Here is an 18198-nt window from a genome sequence, read left to right as displayed (position 1 = left end):
ACTCCTGGGTTTCAGCTCGCCGTTATGCCGGATCGGCCAGACAACCGCCGCGCGAGAGGAGCTCGTGCCCGCGGAACGCGGCCCGACCACGCGTCGGCAGGACGCCTCTGGTGCCGCGGTAGCCCCCCGGACCGGACATCGCCGCGCCACCCCACTTTGGCACGATCACCTGACCCGGCGCACCACCGTACCGCGGCTCGAGCACTGCCATCGGCACCGTTCGCATCAGACGGACCCCCGTTCTGTCCTGGTAGGTGTGGTCGACCCGGTGTAGCTACAGCAGATTATGTTAGCCTTCGCTAAGTTACCCAGTTCCCGCGGCCGTCGCGCTGGCGCGATAATCAATGCGACCATCCGCGCACCCCGTCGGCTATTGCCCGCCCGGGAAAAACGGGTGGAACGTCCCTGAAACGGCGGAGGTACCGGCGTGAACGCGCGCGATCTGCACCAGCGTTGCGCCAAGGTGGATCTCGGCGCGCAGGTGGGTGAGTTCGCGCTGCGACGCCTCGAGGTCGACCGCGACCTCACCCTGATGCACGGCTGGATGAACGACCCTCCAGTGGCCCGGTACTGGCAGAAGGGGTGGGAGCGCGATCGGGTCCGGTCCTACCTGCTCGACCAGGATCACAGCGCGCACTCCACGCCGTACCTCGGGTTGTTGAACGGTACGCCGATGAGCTACTGGGAGCTCTACCGCGCCGACCTTGATCCACTCGCCGGGCACTACGCCGCCCGCGAGCACGACCTCGGCGTCCATCTACTGCTCGGACCGACCGAGCACCGCGGGCGGGGCCTGGCCGCGGAACTGTTACACACCGTCTCCAACTGGCAACTCGATGCCGACCCGCGGTCCCCGCGAGTGGTCGCCGAGCCCGACGTGGGCAATCTCAGGTCCATCCGGACGTTCGAGCGTGCCGGGTTTCATCGCGCCGGGGAGCTCGACCTGCCCGGTAAGCGGGCCGTCCTGATGGTCCGCGATCGGCCCGACGATCACCCCCAGCAGGTCGTCGACCTGCACCGAATGGATGTCGGCGGCGGGTCACCCCACGCTGGGGCCAGTTGAAATTATGTTAGCCTTCGCTAAGTTATGGCTCGCTGTCCGACTAGGCTCAAGCCGAATGCAGGCCCGGCAAAGCGCTGCGCACCCGCAGTGGGCGAATGAGTAGGCGAAAGGTCAGGTTGCATGCCGCGCACACTGGGGTGGATCAGGCAGTTTTACAAGCCGGGATCGCCCGAGAACCCCACCCTGTTGGTGTTCCCGCATGCCGGCGCCGGCGCATCCGCCTACCGCACCTTCGCTAAAGCCCTCAGCGACAAGTTCAGCGTGATCGTCTTCCAGTACCCCGGACGGCAGGACCGCGCCGCCGAACCAGCGCTGGGTTCACTGCCCGAGATCGCTGCCGGAGCATTCAAGGAGTTCGCACGTTCGGATCACAACCGCGGCGTGCCGGTCATCGCGTTCGGGCACAGCATGGGGGGCTGGGTGGCGTTCGAGTTCGTCCGGATCGCCGAAGCCAACGGCGTCGACGTCGGACAACTCAACGTCTCGGCGGCGGTCGCCCCGTGCAACGCGGCGAACAAGCCGGCCCACCCCGAGACCGACGAGGAGATCCTCGACCATCTCGCTGCGCTGGAGGGCACCAATTCCGACGTCTTCGGGAACCGGGACCTGATGCGACTGGCGTTGCCGGTGATCAAAGCCGATTACCGAGCCTGCGACGCCTATGCCTGCGACGAAGGCACCAAGGTTCGGGCCCCGATCCACGCGATCGGCGGTGACCAGGATCCGATTGTGACGCTGGGCGACCTCTACGGGTGGGGCAAGCACTCCGACACCGTCGAGGTGACGATGTTCGACGGCGGGCACTTCTTCCTCGACACACACATCGACGCCATCGTGGAACTGTTGGCCGGCGACCTGCGGCAGTCCGGGCAGACCTCATGACCTACGGCGGTCCCGACCACATCGTCATCTCCGGACTGGCCGTCGAGGCGCCCGGCGGCATCGACACCCCCGCAGCGCTGTGGCAGGCCCTGACCGAGGCCAAGGAGCTGATCGGTCCCTTTCCGCGCGATCGCGGATGGCCGCTCGAGGATCTGTTCTCGGTCAGCGAGATGGACGGCTGGGGTCCGGTCCACGATGCGGGCGGATTCCTGGACAAGGCAACGGCATTCGACCCGACGCTGTTCGGCATCACCCACCGCGAGGCGCTGGTCATGCACCCCCAGCAACGTGTTGCGATGCGACTTGCATGGAAAGCGTTGGAGAACACCGGCATCAATCCCGCGGCGCTGGAAGGCGAATTCGTGGGCTGCTTCGTCGGCATGTCGCCGATGGAGTACGGACCGCGCGCATCGGTGGCCGACGCGTTGACCGGACATCGGATCGCCAGCTTGGGCCAATTAGGAGGCGCCGCAAGGATTTCGCACAGCCTCGGACTCACCGGCCCCTCGGTCAGCGTCGACACCGCCTGCGCGTCGTCGCTCACCGCGCTACACCTGGCCGCGTCGGCGGTGGCCTCCGATGAGTGCGACTGGGCACTGGCCGGTGGGGTCTGCGTGATGGGCTCCCCCGGTGCGTTCTACGAATTCTCCAGGCTGAACGCGCTTTCCGACGACGGGCATTGTCGCGCCTACAGCAATGACGCCAGCGGCACCGTGTGGGGCGAAGCCGCGGGCATGGTGATCGTTGAACGCGAGTCGCGCGCACGGCAATTAGGGCACCCGGTGTACGGACGCATCCTGGCGATCCGTACCAACCACAACGGCAAAGGCAAGCCGATCCTGGTCCCGCGGGTACGAGCGCAGGAACAAGTGGTCCGAAAGACGCTGGACGCGGCCGGAATCGACCCGGCCGTCGTGGGCATGATCGAAGGGCACGGGACCGCGACCCCGGCCGGTGACCCGGTGGAACTTCTCGCGTTGTTCAAGACCTACGGTGCCGCCGGATCCGAGGCCCTGCTGGGTTCGATCAAGTCCAACATCGGGCATCCCCAGTCGGCATCGGGAATTCTCGGCCTGATCAAGCTGCTGCTGGCGGGCCACCACGGCCAGATTCCGCCAACTCTCTACGCGGACAATCCGACCAAGATGCTGGACTGGGATCTGGTCGGGATCCGGCTGGCCACCAAAGTGCACGAGTGGGCACCCACCAACGGCGTCCGCTACGGCGCGACATCATCCTTCGGCGCGGGAGGCGCCAACGCGCACGCCATCCTCGAAATGCCCGCGCCGGCAGGAAGTGAATAAGTGACCGTGGCCAATTGCGGGGTTTCCTACCGACTTCCGGACGGCTCGGTGCCGGTACTGCTGGCCTCCGACACCGCAGACCTGCTGCGCGGCGAGGCCACTGCGCTGCATGCGTACGCCTCGATGCATCCGGAGGTGACACCTCAGGCGATCACGCAGATGTTGTTTCGCACCCGGGCCGCGCGCAAGCACCGCGCGTTGGCCGTGGTCGCCACCCGTGACGAGTTGCTGGCGGCATTGCGGGCCATCGGCGACGGCCGCGAGCATCTTGCGGTGCACCGCACCGTGTCGCCGGCGGTTGCCCGTCGGCTCGCGTTCGTATTCCCCGGCCAGGGCAGTCAGCGCCCCGGAATGGGACGGCTCTATTACGAGAGGATCCCGGCCTACCGCGGCGAAGTGGATCGGTGCGCGGCGGCCTTCGCCGAGCTTTCCGGTCGGTCACCGCTGAATTACCTGCTCGACGAAGAATTCACGGTCGACGGCAACGCCAGCACCGTTCAGCCGGCGTTGTTCACCCAGATGGCCGGTCTGGCCGCGGCCTGGCAGTCCGTCGGGATCACGCCGCACGTGGCCGTCGGGCACAGCCAGGGCGAGATCGCTGCGGCCTACGTATCGGGTCTGATCACGTTGGCAGATGCCGTGCGCATCATCGGAATTCGCGCGCAGGCTGCCGAGCAGATCGAGTCCGGTGACTACGCGATGGCGGTCGTCGCCACCGACCGGGAGAGCTGTGCTGATCTGCTGGCCCGCTGCTCGGACTTCGCCGAACTGTCGGTTGTCAACTCGCCCAACATGTCCGGTATCTCGGGTGATCGCGACACGGTGCAGGACATCGTGGATGCGCTGACCGAGCGGGGGGTTTTCGCCCGGGTCATCGGCGTCCAGTATCCCGCGCACACCAGCCTGATCAACGCGCTCGGCGACAAGGTCCGCACCGCATCGCAAGACCAGCTGGAGAATCCGAAGTTCCTGGACAGCGAGATCGACTGCGTCGGTTCCACTCTCGGCGTCCCGATCACCCCGGACCTTCCGGTCGATCAGTACTGGTTCTGGAACCTGCGCAATACCGTCCGGTTCGACAAAGCGATGACCGCCGCCGCCGGACTGGGCGCCGATACGTTCGTCGAGCTGGCCGAGCACCCGACCCTGCAGTTGGCCATCCAGGAAAATCTCGCCGGTCAGGACACCGACCTCCGGGTGGTGGGCACGTCCACTCGTTCTGCCGCCGACCTCGCCGAGTTCACCCGTAACCTGGCACAACTGGCGGTACACGACCTGGACTTCCCGTGGGATCGACTGCGTGTCGACGACGACGGGCCGGTAGCGCTGCCGCTGCCCGACTTCCCCAACTCCCTGATGAATGACGTCCCGCTGTGGCTGCCCTACGACGAGGTGTTGCCGCGCCGCACCCGCACGAAGACGGCGCCCGAGCCCGAGCCGGCCCGGGGCCCGGCCGCGAGACTGCTCACCGAAGAGTGGGTTCGACTGAGCCGGCTTTCCCTCACCCGCCCGCGGACCATCGGCATCATCGACCACACCGGTGACTGCGCACAGTTGGCCAACGAGTTGCGCACGGCAGCAGCCGAACTCGGCGCGACCGCCGTCCCGATCGGGCCTGATTCCACCGTCGGTGATGTCGACACCCAGGTCATCCTGTTACCGCAATCGCCGGAGCTGGGTCCCGCCGCCGCGACCGATCAGGTCGCAGCCTTCTTCGCCGAGCGCACCTGGTGGCACGGGGTCCCCGCGCCGGTCGCCCACTGCTGGTTGGTGACCGTGGGCGGCGAGGCCGTCATCGACGCAGATGGGCCGCCGGATCTGGTTCACGCCGCGGCCAGTGCCGGATTTCGCAGCGTCGGCGCCAAGTACCCCGGTGTGCATTTCCGCCACCTCGACCTGCCGGTCGACGCGGCGCCGACTGATGCGGCGCGCTCGTTGCTCAAAGCCCTGCACACCGACGGGGAGTCGGAGCTGGCGTTGCGCAACGGCGGCCTGTACGCGAAGCGAATCGTGGCGGCCGGAGAAGGCATTGCGGAGCCGACTGCCGCCGTCCCCGGACACGTGCTGATCGTCGGAGGCACCGGCAAGCTCGGACTCGAATTCGGCGCGTACTTCGCCCAGCAGGGTGTCCAGCGCATCACCCTGGTCAACAGGTCCGGTGAGACCCCGGCGGTCACGGACCGGCTACGTCTGATCCGGTCGGCCAGCGCCACCCGAATCGATGTCGCGGCGTGCGACCTCAGCGACGAAGCCGCGGTCTCCCGGTTGGCCGACCAGCATCAGGACGCCCCGGCCGATCTGATAATTCATGCCGCAGTGGAATATTCGGGTGTGGAACTCGAGGACATCACCGCCGAACAGGTGACCACGGCACTGGGCGCCAAGGTCGTCGGTATCTCGCGTGTCCTCAGCGTTTTCCCGCGGGCCGAAGACTGCCGGGTGCTGCTGTGCTCCTCGGTGTCGGCGACGGTGGGCGGGCGTGGACTGGCACTGTATGCCGCCGGCAACCGCATGCTCGATGCGTTGGCACAGCAGCTGCGGGCCGGCGGGCTGGACTGTGTTTCGGTGCAGTGGGGGCATTGGCAAGTTCATCTCGACGAGTCCGGCCTGGCGATGCTGGCCGGTATCGGCGTCGTACCGATGCAGCCGGCTGACGCACTGGCCGTCGGGATGCGGAGGCTGACCAGGAATGCCGCCGTCGCGGCATTCGACCTGGACCGGGCGCGGTCGGTGCTGGAGACCTGCGGGCGCGCTTCGCTGTTGTCGCAGTTGACCAATGCGGCCCCGGCAGATCCCACCGTCAGCGCCGTCGCCGCATCGACTGCACCGACCGGCGTCTCGCACCGCTTGCTCAGCCTGTTGGCCGGGGCTATCGGTGTCGACAACGTCGCCAGCATCGACACCAGCACTCCGATGGTGGCGATCGGCCTGGATTCGTTGCAGGCCTTGGAGTTCCGGCGCCGCGTCAAGATGGAGTTCGATCACGACCTCGAGGTCGGGGAGCTGCTCGGCGGGGCATCCATCGCCGACGTGCTGGCGAAGCTGGACGCCTAGAAATCACACCTGGGTCTCAGTCCTGGGCCATCGCTTCGCGAAGTGTCCTGGGACGCATGTCGGTCCAGTTGTCCTCGACATAGGCCAGGCAGTTCGCCCGGGTGTCCGCGCCGAACACCACCTGCCATCCGGCGGGCTTCTCGATCGCCGTCGGCCACAAGCTGTGCTGATCTTCGTCGTTGGTCAGCACGTAGAACGTGCCCAGCTCGTCGTCAAACGGATTGATACTCATCGCTTCTCCCACGGTCGGTCGACCGGGCGACCCCGATCTCGGCACCCAGCACCCGGTCGGAGAGCAATCCCAGACAGCTCAGATTCGGGAAACCAGGGCCTTCGTTCACACCAGACAGATTGGGCAGGAAGAACTTCGGAGTGATACCGGAGAGGGCCAGGTCGGGTCCGATGGCCTCTTCGAGGCGTTCCCCGTTGAGCGGCGCACCCACCTCCGCTTCCAGCAGGCGCACGGTGTCGGGGTGCAGTACCGGCAGGAACCAGAGCGGGTCGGCACCGGACCCGTCGATGACGAGCTCGAAACGGTGCAGTGTCTCCTGCGGTTCACCACAGTTGTCGGTGCGCAAGGTGATCCAGATCTTGTTGTCGCTGTCCACAACTCGAGCCACCCGCCCACGCATGTGCTTGATGCGTTCGTCGGCCAGCAGTGACTCCTGGACCCGCGCGGAGAACACCCCGCGATCGGTTCGGGCGATGCAATTGCGTCGTTCGGCATGGCTGAGGTTGCGCCACCCGGCGGGATCGGAAAACAGTGAATTCTCGAAGAAACCCTCGCCGCGGGTGAACAGCGTCGCCTGCGGTGAGATCGCCGTGATCGCCGAAACCCGGTGGTGGAAAAGCTCGTTGAGGATCGAGGCCGCGGTCTCGCCACCTCCGACGACAGCGACGCTGTCCGCCACGATGCGGTCGTGCTGCCCGGCGCGCTCCCAGAACTGCGCGATGGACAACACTCGCGGATCACCGGAGAGCATCGACCGCTCCGGCTGGCCCGGGCCGGTCATCATCAGCGAGTCGGCCGTCACGGTGGAATCGGCCGTGCCGATCGCCCAGCGCGATCCGTCAATGGAGATCTTGCGTACTTCGCCGGCAACGACTTTCAGGCCGGCCACTTCGGCGACCCAACGCAGGTAGCGTGCCCACGTGTCGTGCGCCGGCGCCGGCCTGCCGCGATCGATCCACCCGACGAACTGGTCCGTCGCAACCAGGTAGGACTGCCAGCTGAATCGCATCATCTGCTCGTCGATCTCGGAGTCCCGCCCCGGCACCAGGGCCGACCGGTACGGGAAGCCGACATCTTTTTCCGGACTGGTGCCCAACCGTTGCCGACCGTCTGTCCAGCCGCCGCCGGGCAGCCAGTTCGCCGCCACCCCGGTGCGTTCGATCGCCACGATGTCCGGCGTGTCGATGCCCATTTCGCGCAGCACCGCCGCCTTGGCCGCCACGGCCACCGCTTTGGCGCCCGCGCCGACGATTGCCAGCGTCGAGGTCACCGCGCACCGGCCTCGGGGGCGGCCCGCAGCGCCTGGTGAGTTGTCGGCTGGCCGTGCCGGTTCGCTGACGTATCAGCGAATGACGCGCCGCCCACGACCCACCTCCGAATTAGCTCAGGCTGCCCTAACTTTTGAGTACGCTACCTTATATTCGATGGGCTGACACGCTCACCCCAAGGGAGCTGCCGAGTGCCTACACGTCCTTTCCGTTCGTCCCAGACCAGCGCCCCGGACGGTTTCATCCCGTTTCCCCCGGACCGGGCCGCCGCGTATCGAGCGGCCGGCTACTGGACCGGCCAGACGGTGCCCGGCCTGCTGCGCCAGGTCGCGGCGACGCGGCCCGACCACCTCGCAGTCGTCGACTCGCTCGCTGGCCATACCTACTCAGAACTGGACGAACTTGCCGACCGTGCGGCGGCCGGGTTGGCGTCGCTGGGAATCGCCCCCGGCGATCGGGTGCTTCTCGCACTGCCCAATTCGTGTCGATTCGCGGTCGCCCTGTTCGGCGTACTGCGCGCCGGTGCCATCCCGGTGATGTGTCTGCCGGGGCACCGGGCAGCGGAGCTGACTCATTTCGCCGAAGTCAGCGGCGCCGTCGGACTGATCGTCGCCGCACAGGCCGGGGATTTCGACTACCGTCCGATGGCCGAACAACTGGTCGCCAGGCACCCCCGGTTGCGGCACGTCGTCGTCGACGGTGACCCCGGACCGTTCCTGTCGTGGTCGGCACTGCCGGACGGCGCTGTCCCGGACATCGCGGTGGACACCGCGGGCCCGGCGTTGTTGCTGGTGTCCGGCGGCACCACCGGGACGCCCAAACTGATCCCCCGCACACACGACGACTACGTCTACAACGCCACCGCGAGCGCCGCGCTGTGCCGCCTGACCGAGGACGACAGGTATCTGGCGATACTGCCGGCCGCGCACAACTTTCCGCTCGCCTGCCCCGGCATCCTCGGCGCTATCAGCGTCGGCGCCACCGTCGTTTTCGGCACCGACCCCAGCCCCGAGGCCGCATTCGCCACCATCGACCGCCATAGCGTCACCGTCACCGCCTTGGTACCGGCCCTGGCCAATCTGTGGGCGCAGGCTTGCGATTGGGAACCAGTGACACCAAAGACGCTGCGGCTGCTGCAAGTTGGTGGCGCCAAGCTCGAATCCGTGGACGCTGCTGCCATTCGCGCGGCACTCACACCGGGCCTGCAGCAGGTATTCGGCATGGCCGAGGGACTGCTGAACTTCACCCGCCTCGACGACGCACCGGAGGTGCTGGAGCACACCCAGGGCCGACCGCTGAGCCCGGCCGACGAGATACGCATCGTCGATGCCGACGGCGCACCGGTCGCACCCGGCGCCGACGGTGAACTGCTGGTGCGGGGGCCCTACACCCTCAACGGCTATTTCCGTGCCGAGCGCGACAACGAGCGCAGCTTCGATCCGCACGGGTTCTACCGCAGCGGCGACCTGGTCCGGTTGCGCGACGACGGCAACCTGGTGGTCACCGGCCGGGTCAAGGATGTCATCTGCCGCGCCGGTGAGACGATCTCCGCCCGGGACCTCGAAGAGCATCTGTTGGGCCACCCGTCGGTCCGGTCGGTCGCCGCTGTGCCGGTACCTGACGCCGGTCTTGGTGAAAAGATCTGTGCTGCTGTGGTTTTCGCCGGCAAACCGGTGACGATCACGGAGTTGAACTCCTACCTGGACCAGCGCGGTGCGGCTACCCACGTCCGCCTCGACCAACTGGTCGCGTTGCCGACGCTGCCTACCACCCCGATCGGCAAGGTCGATAAGAAAGCGATCGTCGCGCAAGTCTGCGGTCAAGCGGAACAGCCGTGACTTTCGCCATGAATTTCCGCCTCATCTGACACCGATCCAATTAGGATCCCCGGTAACGCCTACCGAAAAAGGGGACAGTCGATGACGTTTGTGATGGTGGCACCCGAGATAGTGGCAACGGCGGCAACGGAATTAGCCGGCATCGGCGCCTCCATCGACGCAGCCGGCGCCGCCGCGGCGGCGCCCACCACCAATGTCCTGGCCGCGGCCCGGGACGAGATATCGGAGGCCGTTGCCGCGCTGTTCGGCTCCCACGCGCGACAGTTCCAGGCACTGAACACTCAATTGGCGGCATCGCAGGAGCAGTTTGCCCGCCTGCTGGCCGCGACGACGGTCAGCTACGCGCAGGCAGAAGCCGCCGGTGCGGCGCCGTTGCAAGAACTGCTGAACCTCATCAACGCACCGACCCAGGCACTGCTGGGCCGTCCGCTGATCGGTGACGGGACGGCCGGGCTGCCCGGCCAGGACGGCGGGGCCGGCGGGTTGCTGTACGGCAACGGTGGTCAGGGCGGGACTGCCGTCGCCGGGCATGCGGGGGGCAACGGCGGGGCGGCCGGCTTGATCGGTAACGGTGGCGCCGGCGGGGCGGGGATTCCAGGCCAGGCCGGTGGCGCCGGCGGTGCCGGCGGCTGGCTGTACGGCAACGGCGGCCTCGGAGGCGCCGGCGGGGCAGGGGCGGCCGGAGGCAACGGCGGCGCCGGCGGCTGGTTGTTCGGCAACGGAGGCAGGGGTGGCGACGGTGGCAACGCCACGGCAGCCGGACTCGACGGAGGCGACGGTGGTAGCGGCGGGACCGCGGGGTACCTGTCCGGCAACGGTGGTGCGGGCGGAAAGGGCGGGGCGGGTGCGCAGGGCGCGCCGGGCGTCAACGCCACTGCGCTGAATCCGTCCGACTATGCCGACAGCGGCATCCCCGGCAAGGGCGGGAACCCTGTCGGCAGTCCCGGCACCACCGGCGCCGACGGCGCCACCCCCACGCAGGCCGGCGGCCAGGGTGGTGCCGGCGGTGAGGGCAGCGCGAACACGGGCGCCGCCGGCACCGGGGGCCACGGCGGTCACGGCGGTAACGGCGGCACCGATGCGGTGGCCGGCACGGTGGGCGGTCTGGGTGGCAGCGGTGGCGACGCCGTCGGTGGCGCCTCGTCCGGACCCGGTAACTCCGGCGGTACCGGCACCGGTGGTATCGGCGGCACCGGCGGCACCGGCGGCACGGGCGCAGCTGGTGGTGACGGCGGAACAGGTGGAATCGGATACGGCGGTTTGGGTGCGGGACCGGGCGGCCCCGCTGGCCTCGGCCAAGGCGGCAAGGGCGGCCTGGGCGGAACGGGCGGGATCAGTGGCGGGACCGGGGGAACCGGCGGGATGGGCGGGACAGGCTACGGCGGTGCCAACAGCGGCAACGTGATCGGTGGGTTCGGCGGCAACGGTGGCGACGGTGGCACCGGGGGGATCGGCGCATCCGGTGGCGCGGGCGGCCAGGGCGGCAGCGGTGGCGCCGGCGGTCGAGGCGGACTGCTGTTCGGGACCGGTGGTGACGGCGGCCTGGGCGGGGCCGGCGGGTCCGGCGGTCAGGGCGCTGTAGGAGGAGACGGCGGCAAAGGTGGTCAGGGCGGCACCGGCGTGGGCTCTATCAGTAAGGACAGCGGCAGCGGCAGTGGCAGCGGCGGCAACGGAGGCACCGGCGGTGACGGTGGCACCGGTGGTGACGGCGGCCAGGGCGGTAGTGGGGGGAACGGCGGCAACGCCGGCGCGGGCGGTTTGTTCGGTTCGGCCGGTAGTCCGGGCGGCGGAGGTGGCGGTGCGGACGGTGGCGGCGGGGGTGCCGGCGGTGGCTACGGCGCGGGCGGGGACCCAGGTGTCGGTGTAGGAACCAAGGGCGGCTTCAGTATTCCGGGGCAAGCTGGTGCGCACGGCCTGCACCAGGGCGCGGTCGGTGCCGACGGCGCCGATGGATTCGACGGCTCGTCCGGGCGTCCTGCCTAGACGTCAGGTCGCCACCCACGCAACGTATTCCGAAGTAGTCGGACACCTGGGTGCAGCGTGTTTCCGAATGGATCGGCCAGAACCTGCCATTGACTAATGTCACCATTTGATATTGACTCCGTGACATGAACGACGGCGCTCCGAGGTGCGGGACACTGCGCTCGTGCGGTGCGATCGCGGTCAGCTACGTTCGATTCCCCGGGGACTCACCCCGGCCAAGCACAGTGGCAGAGGCGGTTTGATGTTTGGTCCCCTGGACAAGCTCCTGAACAGGAAATGCACCAGCCGCGATGCGCTGGCGGTCGTCACCGGTGCCGGCAGCGGCATCGGCGCCGCCTTCGCCGTCGAACTCGCTCGCCGGGGCGGCGCAGTGGTGTGCAGCGACATCGACCTGGAAGCCGCCCAACAAACCGTCGACGCGCTCACCGACCTGGGCGCCAAAGCCGTCGCGGTGCGCTGTGATGTCTCGGTATTCGACGAGGTCGTCGCCCTGGCCAAGGAGGCACAAGCGTGGTTCGGGGCACCGCCGACTCTGGTGATCAACAACGCCGGCGTGGGCGCCGGCGGGGCACCCATCGGCGAGATTGCGCTCGATGACTGGACCTGGGTGCTGGGCATCAACCTCTGGGGTCCGATTCACGGTTGCCAGGTGTTCACCCCGATCCTGCGCGAGGCCGGACCCGCCCACGCGGACCGCGGCATCATCAACGTCGCGTCGGCGGCGGCGTTCGGTGCGGCTCCGGGCATGGGCGCCTACAACGTCAGTAAAGCCGGGGTGCTCTCCCTGTCGGAAACGCTGGCGGCCGAATTGTCAGGCAGCGCAGTCAAAGTCACTGTGTTGTGTCCCACCTTCGTCAAGACCAACATCGTCGGCTCCGGTCGCATCAGTGAAGAGTCCAGCCAGCTGGCCACCAAGCTGATGAGCTGGACCGGCTACACCGCGGAGAAAGTCGCGCGCGTCTGTCTGGACGCCCACGATCGCGGCGACCTCTACTGCATGCCACAACTGGAGGCCAAGATCGGTTGGAATATCAAACGGCTGGCGCCGGGCGCATATACGCGCACGGCCGGTCTGATATCGCGGGTGGCCAGCCGCTGATACACGCGGCGGAAGGGAAATCCGGTGGACCCGAACAAGCTAGCTATGCACACGTGACGCTGACGGTGCGCCGCTCACATCGTTGCCGGACAACGTAACCGGGGATCTGTTGGCAACGCAACGGCCGGCACGACCTGAACCGGGCACGATCGCCGGGGTGCTCTACAACCTGCGGCGCGCTCCGCACCGCGTGCGCCGGCAATCGCGTGACTTCGTCGAGGCGGCCGTCGCCCAGCTCTTCGACGCCGCGGTCGGGCATCCCTCCGGAATCGGAACGTCCGGGGAGTACCGGATCGACGAGTTGGCGCGGCTGGCCGGTACCACCACCCGCAACATTCGGGTGTACCGCGACCGCGACCTGTTGCCGCCGCCGTTGCGCGTCGGGCGGATAGCACTGTTCAACGACACCCACCTCACCCGGCTCCGACTCATCACCTCGATGCTCGACCGCGGCTACAACATCGCCCATGTGCGCGAGATGCTCAGCGCCTGGGAGGAGGGCAAAAACCTCGGCGACGTGCTCGGACTGGAATCGGCCATCGTGGGCACCTGGACCACCGAGCGGCCACAGACCATGTCACTGGCCGCGGCGCGCGAACTCGTCGGTGACGCAGGCGCTTTCGATCGAATGGTCGGGTTGCAGGTGATCCGAGTGGACGGCGATCAGGCCACCATCACCCGGCCCAAGCTGATCGACGCCTTCAACGAAGTGCGCGGCTACGGCGTGAGCGCGGACAAACTCATCGACCTGCACGAGCAGATTCTGCCGAAGATCGACGAAATCAGTGACCTGCTGGTGCAGGCCGGTTTCGAGCACGTCGCCAACCGCATCAAGCCCGGCGAAGCGCTGCCCGCCGACGCCGAAGTCGCCGAGTTGATCACCATGCTGGTCCGATTCCGCACGCAGGCGGTCGCGACTGTCACCGCAACGCTGGCGTCGTCCATCGAGTCGACCATCGAATCTCTGGTCAGCCAGCTGCTCGCGGATTACCTCAAGCAACCCGCCGAATTCGAGCAGCCACACTGATGTCAGGTCAACGGCGTTCGACCAGATAGGGCGCCAACGTCGACAACTTCTCGCAGGTCTCCTCGAACTCCCGCTCGGGGTCGGACGCCTCGATGATGCCTGCGCCGGCCCGCAGCCAGGTGCGGCCGTCACGTTCGTAAGCCGCCCGCAGCGCCAGCGCCGCATCGAGCCCGCCGTCGGCCGAGAACATCACCACCGCACCGGAATACAATCCACGAGCCTCGTCCAGGCGCAGGATTGCTTCCACGCCACCCGCTTTCGGGATACCCGAGGCGGTGACCGCCGGGAAGAGCGCTTCCAGCGCATCCATCCGGTCGCTGGCCGGGTCCAGGCGCCCGGTCACTGTCGAGCCGAGGTGCTGCACACTGCCGCGTTCGCGCACCGCCATGAAGTCGATGACGGCCGCGGTCCCCGGCTCAGCGATCTCGGCGACCTCCTGAAGCGAGGTGCGGACCGAAATGGCATGCTCGACAATCTCTTTGGAGTTCGACTCCAAATCGTACCGTGCCTGCAGGTCGTGTGCGGGTCCGCGACCGAGGGCGCGGGTGCCGGCCAGCGGCTCGGTGACCACCACACCGTCGGGCGCAACGGCAGCGACGAGTTCGGGGCTGTAGCCCAACGCGCGAGTACCGGCAAGCCGCAACAGAAACGAGCGCACCGGCGTGTTGTGGCGTCGGCCCAGCCGGTAGGTCTCGGGGAAGTCGAGCGCGAACGGCACTTCCAGGCAGCGGGACAGGATCACCTTGTCGTAGCGCCCCGACGCGATCTCGCCGACCGCGCGACTCACCCGCTCGCGGTAGGCAGAAGGGTCATCGGACAGTTGGACCGCCCGGGTCGGCGGCTCGCGGCGCGGACCCGCGCTGAGCAACCGGTGCACCGCCGCCCGTTCGTCCGGCCCCGCACCATGGAGTCGGATCTCGTCTCGAGCCAGCACGATGCGGGTCCTCGGCCAGAAGACCCGGGCAAGCGGGGTGTGCGGGGCCAGTCGCTGCTGCAGCCCGAAACGGTAGACGCCGAATTCGAAGGCCACCCAGCCGAAGAGTTGGTCGGTCTCCAGCAACAGCCGGTCGACGGCTTCGCCCAGCACCGCGCCGGGACGTCCGGTCCACTGCTGTCGCTGCGTCACGCCGTCGCGGATGACCCGCAGTTCGTCGCTGTCCAGCTCCACCATCGCCTGCACACCGCAGGCCAGCACCCACTGCCCGTCCTGCTCGTAGAGCAGGTACTGCTCCCCGGTCGGCTCGATGAGCTCGGCGACGAGCCCGGCCGCCAAGTCGGCGGGATCAATGTCCGGGGGTAACGGTATGGCCAGTGATGCAGTGCTGGCAGAATTCGTCTCGACGCTGGCCTCCATCACGCAAGTAAATGTAGCCTAACCTATGCCCTGGGCGCGCGCCGCCCCGACGGTGCTACCTCCCGTTGTGGTTGGCAGGCACACCCATCATCAGAGCACCGATCATCTGTGACGGCACGAAGGTCGCGACACTCGCACTCCCAGTGAGTTGACAGCACATTCGTACGTCACCCACACCGCCGTGAAACACAACGCGTCAGCCAGCGCAGTTGCCCGATGCGATCGTTACCAGCGCGTTTCGCGGGCGGCGTAATCGTCAAATATTGCCCCAGCCAGCGTCTTTCAATCCGTTGGTGAGTGGCAGCCACACCGGAGCCCGGCTAGATTCTCAGCGTCAACTCGGATGTAGTTGGTCGCCGCGAAAGCTCCGCGGTCAGTACTTCCTTGTCTCGCCCGCCCCTCGGAGGTGCTCATGCTGCACGAGTTCTGGGACAACTTCACGCACAACTTGTTCAAGCCACTGTTGTTGTTCTTCTACTTCGGCTTCCTGATCCCGATCCTCAAAGTCCGGTTCGAGTTCCCCTACGTCCTCTACCAGGGCCTCACGCTGTACCTGCTGCTGGCCATCGGCTGGCACGGCGGTGAAGAACTCGCGCAGATCAACACCGCCAGCATCGGGGCCGTGGTGGGTTTCATGGCCTTGGGTTTCGTGCTGAACTTCGCCATCGGCGGGTTGGCCTACCTGATGCTGAGCCGTCTGAAGTCCTTGCGACGAATTGATATGGCCACCGTCGCCGGCTACTACGGATCGGACTCGGCAGGAACATTCGCGACCTGTGTAGCGGTTCTGACCGCCACGAACATCGCCTTCAACGCCTACATGCCCGTGATGCTGGCGGTCATGGAGATCCCCGGATGCCTGGCCGCGCTGTTTTTCGTTGCGCGGCTGCGGCATAACGGACTCGACGCGGCGGGGAACATGCCCGGCGAGCCCGGGTACACGCTCAAAGCGGGGATCGGCCCCGGCACCGCCGCCCGCCCGGCGCCGGGCGACAGCCTGAACCTGGAAAGCGAACTCGCAGCCGAACGGGCAACAGCACTCGAACAAATCGACCACCCGGGCCGGGAGGAAAAGCAGTCCGCACCGGGTCCGTCGGGCAAGCGCATCCTGACCCGCGAGCTTCTCCAAGAGGTATTCCTCAACCCGGGACTCGTGCTGCTGATCGGCGGCATCGTCATCGGTCTGATCAGCGGGCTGCAGGGACAGAAGGTCGTCGCCGACGATGACAGGTTCTTCGTGCTGGCCTTCCAGGGCGTGCTCTGCCTGTTCCTGCTGGAAATGGGTATGACGGCAGCACGCAAACTCAAGGACCTCCGGCAGGCCGGCCCGGGCTTCATCCTGTTCGGCCTGTTGGCCCCCAATGTCTTTGCGACACTGGGGATTATCGTCGCTTGCAGCTACGCGTCCCTGACCCACACCGACTTCAAGGCCGGAACCTACGTGTTGTTCGCGGTGCTGTGCGGCGCGGCGTCCTACATCGCAGTGCCGGCCGTGCAGCGCCTGGCGATCCCCGAAGCCAGTCCGACGCTGCCGTTGGCCGCGTCACTGGGGTTGACGTTCTCCTACAACGTGACGATCGGGATTCCGCTGTACATCGAGATCGCCCGCGCCTTCCAGCACCTGTTCGGCGTCTAGGGGCGGTCAGTCCAGCAGGGTCCGCACCACCGCGTCGGCAAGCAACCGCCCCCGGTCGGTCAGGACCAGATTCGCGCCGTCCCGCACCAACAACCCGTCCGACACCGCGACGTCGGCGCGCAGGCGTTCGGCCGGTCCGAGCCGGTCCAGCGGAAGCCCCTGACGCAACCGGATCTGCAACATCACCTCTTCGGTGTGCAGGGCGGCCGCGTCCAGCTCCTCGAAGTCGGCCACCGGCAATGCCCCGCCGGCGAGCATTTCACCATAAGCGTTGGGATGCTTGACATTCCACCACCGCGTTGCACCCAGGTAACCATGTGCGCCCGGTCCCGCGCCCCACCACTGGCCACCGCTCCAATAACCGAGATTGTGCCGGCACTCACCACCGGGCCGGGACCAGTTCGACACCTCGTACCAGGCCAACCCGGCAGCGTTCAGCCGTGCGTCGACCAGCTCATAGCGGTGCGCCAGCACGTCGTTGTCGGGCGCGGCCAGCTCCCCACTGCGGACCCGGCGGGCCATCGCGGTACCCTCCTCGACCACCAGCGCGTACGCGGACACGTGATCCACGCCGGTGTCGATCGCCGTGTCCACCGAGCGGAGCAGATCGTCGTCGGTCTCACCCGGGGTGCCGTAGATGAGGTCCAGGCTGACGTGTTCGAAGCCCAGCGCCAGTGCCTCGCGCGCCGCAGCGGCCGAGCGGTTGGGTGTGTGCACCCGGTCGAGCACCCCCAATACCTGCGGAACCACCGACTGCATGCCCAGCGACACCCGGTTGTAGCCGGCCGCCCGGATCTCTTCGAAGAATTCCGGCCAGGTCGACTCCGGGTTGGCCTCGGTGGTGATCTCGGCGTCCGGCGCCAGCGTGAAATGCTCGCGCACCATGCTCAACAGGCTGGTCAGACGTGCACCGCCCAGCAGCGAGGGCGTCCCGCCGCCGACGAACACCGTGTCGACCGTCACCTCCGGCAGCCGGGCCGCCGCCAGCTCGAGCTCGGTACGTAGCGCCGCGAGCCACGCATCCGGGTTGACCCCGCCCAGTTCGGCCGGCGTGTAGGTGTTGAAGTCGCAGTAGCCGCACCGGGTGATGCAGAACGGAACGTGCAGGTAGAGCCCGAACGGACGCCCCGCAACGGGCTGGGTGGCCGGCAGTTCTGCCGGCGCGGCGCGAGAAGCCATGCCAAATCTTGACACGGCGGCGCAGCTCGGGCGTTATTCCCAGCTCAATCCAGGTTTTCCTGATCTGAACACCCAGGTTGCGACGTGGTTTTAATCACCGTGAAATCAAATTTGTCCTGGTGGCACGGCGGGTGCCAATTCATGGCAGAATGGCACCCGTGTCCGCCGCCAACTCGAGCCTGCGTGTAGCGCTGGTAGCGCGGCGGCATATCGACCTCAAGCGCGTTTGCAGCTGTTGCTGTCAGCCTTGACGTCGTAGACCCAGCCCACCCGTACCAC

15 protein-coding genes are annotated in these 18198 nt (G+C 67.4%); 10 read left to right on the top strand and 5 right to left on the bottom strand.

The window, feature by feature from the left end; all coding sequences use genetic code 11:
• Window positions 1-22 precede the first annotated feature (22 nt).
• Window positions 23-211 (bottom strand): hypothetical protein, encoded by a 189-nt coding sequence (locus AC5Y5Z_RS22845; RefSeq protein WP_499927720.1) that lies wholly within the window; start codon window positions 209-211, stop codon window positions 23-25.
• 216 nt (window positions 212-427) lie between these two features.
• Between AC5Y5Z_RS22845 and AC5Y5Z_RS22840 the strand changes: the two genes are divergently transcribed.
• The 4 genes from AC5Y5Z_RS22840 to nbtC all read left to right on the top strand — a co-directional run bounded on the left by AC5Y5Z_RS22840 (window position 428) and on the right by nbtC (window position 6303).
• Entirely contained in the window at window positions 428-1063 is a 636-nt protein-coding gene (locus AC5Y5Z_RS22840) for a GNAT family N-acetyltransferase (protein WP_499927718.1), read from the top strand.
• Between the two features lie 120 nt (window positions 1064-1183).
• A complete protein-coding gene (locus tag AC5Y5Z_RS22835) occupies window positions 1184-1945 on the top strand; it encodes a thioesterase II family protein (protein WP_499927716.1) in 762 nt (253 codons plus the stop codon).
• Window positions 1942-3249, top strand: coding sequence for a beta-ketoacyl [acyl carrier protein] synthase domain-containing protein (locus AC5Y5Z_RS22830; RefSeq protein WP_499927714.1), 1308 nt, complete (start codon window positions 1942-1944; stop codon window positions 3247-3249). The genes AC5Y5Z_RS22835 and AC5Y5Z_RS22830 overlap by 4 nt, the downstream gene beginning before the upstream one ends.
• On the top strand, window positions 3250-6303 hold the full coding sequence (gene nbtC, locus AC5Y5Z_RS22825) for a nocobactin polyketide synthase NbtC (protein WP_499927712.1): 3054 nt from the start codon (window positions 3250-3252) through the stop codon (window positions 6301-6303).
• 16 nt (window positions 6304-6319) lie between these two features.
• On the opposite strand, the gene AC5Y5Z_RS22820 is transcribed toward nbtC, so the two are convergent.
• Complete coding sequence (locus AC5Y5Z_RS22820; RefSeq protein WP_499927710.1) at window positions 6320-6535, bottom strand: MbtH family protein; 216 nt, start codon at window positions 6533-6535, stop codon at window positions 6320-6322.
• Complete coding sequence (gene mbtG, locus AC5Y5Z_RS22815; RefSeq protein ID WP_499927708.1) at window positions 6516-7805, bottom strand: NADPH-dependent L-lysine N(6)-monooxygenase MbtG; 1290 nt, start codon at window positions 7803-7805, stop codon at window positions 6516-6518. The genes AC5Y5Z_RS22820 and mbtG overlap by 20 nt, the downstream gene beginning before the upstream one ends.
• A 189-nt stretch (window positions 7806-7994) precedes the next feature.
• Here mbtG and AC5Y5Z_RS22810 point away from each other — a divergent pair, with 189 nt between their 5' ends.
• The 4 genes from AC5Y5Z_RS22810 to AC5Y5Z_RS22795 all read left to right on the top strand — a co-directional run bounded on the left by AC5Y5Z_RS22810 (window position 7995) and on the right by AC5Y5Z_RS22795 (window position 13750).
• A complete protein-coding gene (locus AC5Y5Z_RS22810) occupies window positions 7995-9641 on the top strand; it encodes a (2,3-dihydroxybenzoyl)adenylate synthase (RefSeq protein WP_499927706.1) in 1647 nt (548 codons plus the stop codon).
• A gap of 81 nt (window positions 9642-9722) precedes the next feature.
• A complete protein-coding gene (locus AC5Y5Z_RS22805; RefSeq protein WP_463824800.1) occupies window positions 9723-11624 on the top strand; it encodes a PE family protein in 1902 nt (633 codons plus the stop codon).
• Window positions 11625-11865: 241 nt separating this feature from the next.
• Window positions 11866-12723 (top strand): SDR family NAD(P)-dependent oxidoreductase, encoded by an 858-nt coding sequence (locus AC5Y5Z_RS22800; protein WP_499927704.1) that lies wholly within the window; start codon window positions 11866-11868, stop codon window positions 12721-12723.
• A gap of 109 nt (window positions 12724-12832) precedes the next feature.
• Entirely contained in the window at window positions 12833-13750 is a 918-nt protein-coding gene (locus AC5Y5Z_RS22795) for a MerR family transcriptional regulator (protein ID WP_463824941.1), read from the top strand.
• Between the two features lie 7 nt (window positions 13751-13757).
• Here the strand turns inward: AC5Y5Z_RS22795 and AC5Y5Z_RS22790 are convergent, their stop codons facing one another.
• A complete protein-coding gene (locus tag AC5Y5Z_RS22790; RefSeq protein ID WP_463824802.1) occupies window positions 13758-15107 on the bottom strand; it encodes a salicylate synthase in 1350 nt (449 codons plus the stop codon).
• A gap of 409 nt (window positions 15108-15516) precedes the next feature.
• Between AC5Y5Z_RS22790 and AC5Y5Z_RS22785 the strand changes: the two genes are divergently transcribed.
• The gene (locus AC5Y5Z_RS22785) at window positions 15517-16740 is read left to right on the top strand and encodes a sodium-dependent bicarbonate transport family permease (protein ID WP_499927702.1); all 1224 of its coding nucleotides are present in this window, start codon (window positions 15517-15519) and stop codon (window positions 16738-16740) included.
• Window positions 16741-16746: 6 nt separating this feature from the next.
• Here the strand turns inward: AC5Y5Z_RS22785 and hemW are convergent, their stop codons facing one another.
• Window positions 16747-17919: a radical SAM family heme chaperone HemW gene (gene hemW / locus AC5Y5Z_RS22780; protein WP_499927700.1), complete on the bottom strand. Its 1173-nt coding sequence runs from the start codon at window positions 17917-17919 to the stop codon at window positions 16747-16749.
• 149 nt (window positions 17920-18068) lie between these two features.
• Between hemW and AC5Y5Z_RS22775 the strand changes: the two genes are divergently transcribed.
• The gene (locus tag AC5Y5Z_RS22775) at window positions 18069-18170 is read left to right on the top strand and encodes an Ms4527A family Cys-rich leader peptide (RefSeq protein ID WP_463824805.1); all 102 of its coding nucleotides are present in this window, start codon (window positions 18069-18071) and stop codon (window positions 18168-18170) included.
• Window positions 18171-18198 lie beyond the last annotated feature (28 nt).

The sequence above is a fragment of the Mycobacterium sp. NGS29 genome, from assembly GCF_059812965.1.
Note: the sequence above shows the minus strand (reverse complement) of the source record. Positions and strands in the feature narration are given on the sequence as shown.

Coding starts and splice junctions, on each gene's coding strand:
- AC5Y5Z_RS22805 (WP_463824800.1), top strand. CDS start 9,723: ATGACGTTTGTGATGGTGGCACCCGAGATAGTGGCAACGGCGGCAACG.
- AC5Y5Z_RS22845 (WP_499927720.1), bottom strand. CDS start 211: ATGGCAGTGCTCGAGCCGCGGTACGGTGGTGCGCCGGGTCAGGTGATC.
- AC5Y5Z_RS22775 (WP_463824805.1), top strand. CDS start 18,069: ATGGCACCCGTGTCCGCCGCCAACTCGAGCCTGCGTGTAGCGCTGGTA.
- AC5Y5Z_RS22820 (WP_499927710.1), bottom strand. CDS start 6,535: ATGAGTATCAATCCGTTTGACGACGAGCTGGGCACGTTCTACGTGCTG.
- AC5Y5Z_RS22800 (WP_499927704.1), top strand. CDS start 11,866: ATGTTTGGTCCCCTGGACAAGCTCCTGAACAGGAAATGCACCAGCCGC.
- AC5Y5Z_RS22785 (WP_499927702.1), top strand. CDS start 15,517: ATGCTGCACGAGTTCTGGGACAACTTCACGCACAACTTGTTCAAGCCA.
- AC5Y5Z_RS22835 (WP_499927716.1), top strand. CDS start 1,184: ATGCCGCGCACACTGGGGTGGATCAGGCAGTTTTACAAGCCGGGATCG.
- hemW (WP_499927700.1), bottom strand. CDS start 17,919: ATGGCTTCTCGCGCCGCGCCGGCAGAACTGCCGGCCACCCAGCCCGTT.
- AC5Y5Z_RS22830 (WP_499927714.1), top strand. CDS start 1,942: ATGACCTACGGCGGTCCCGACCACATCGTCATCTCCGGACTGGCCGTC.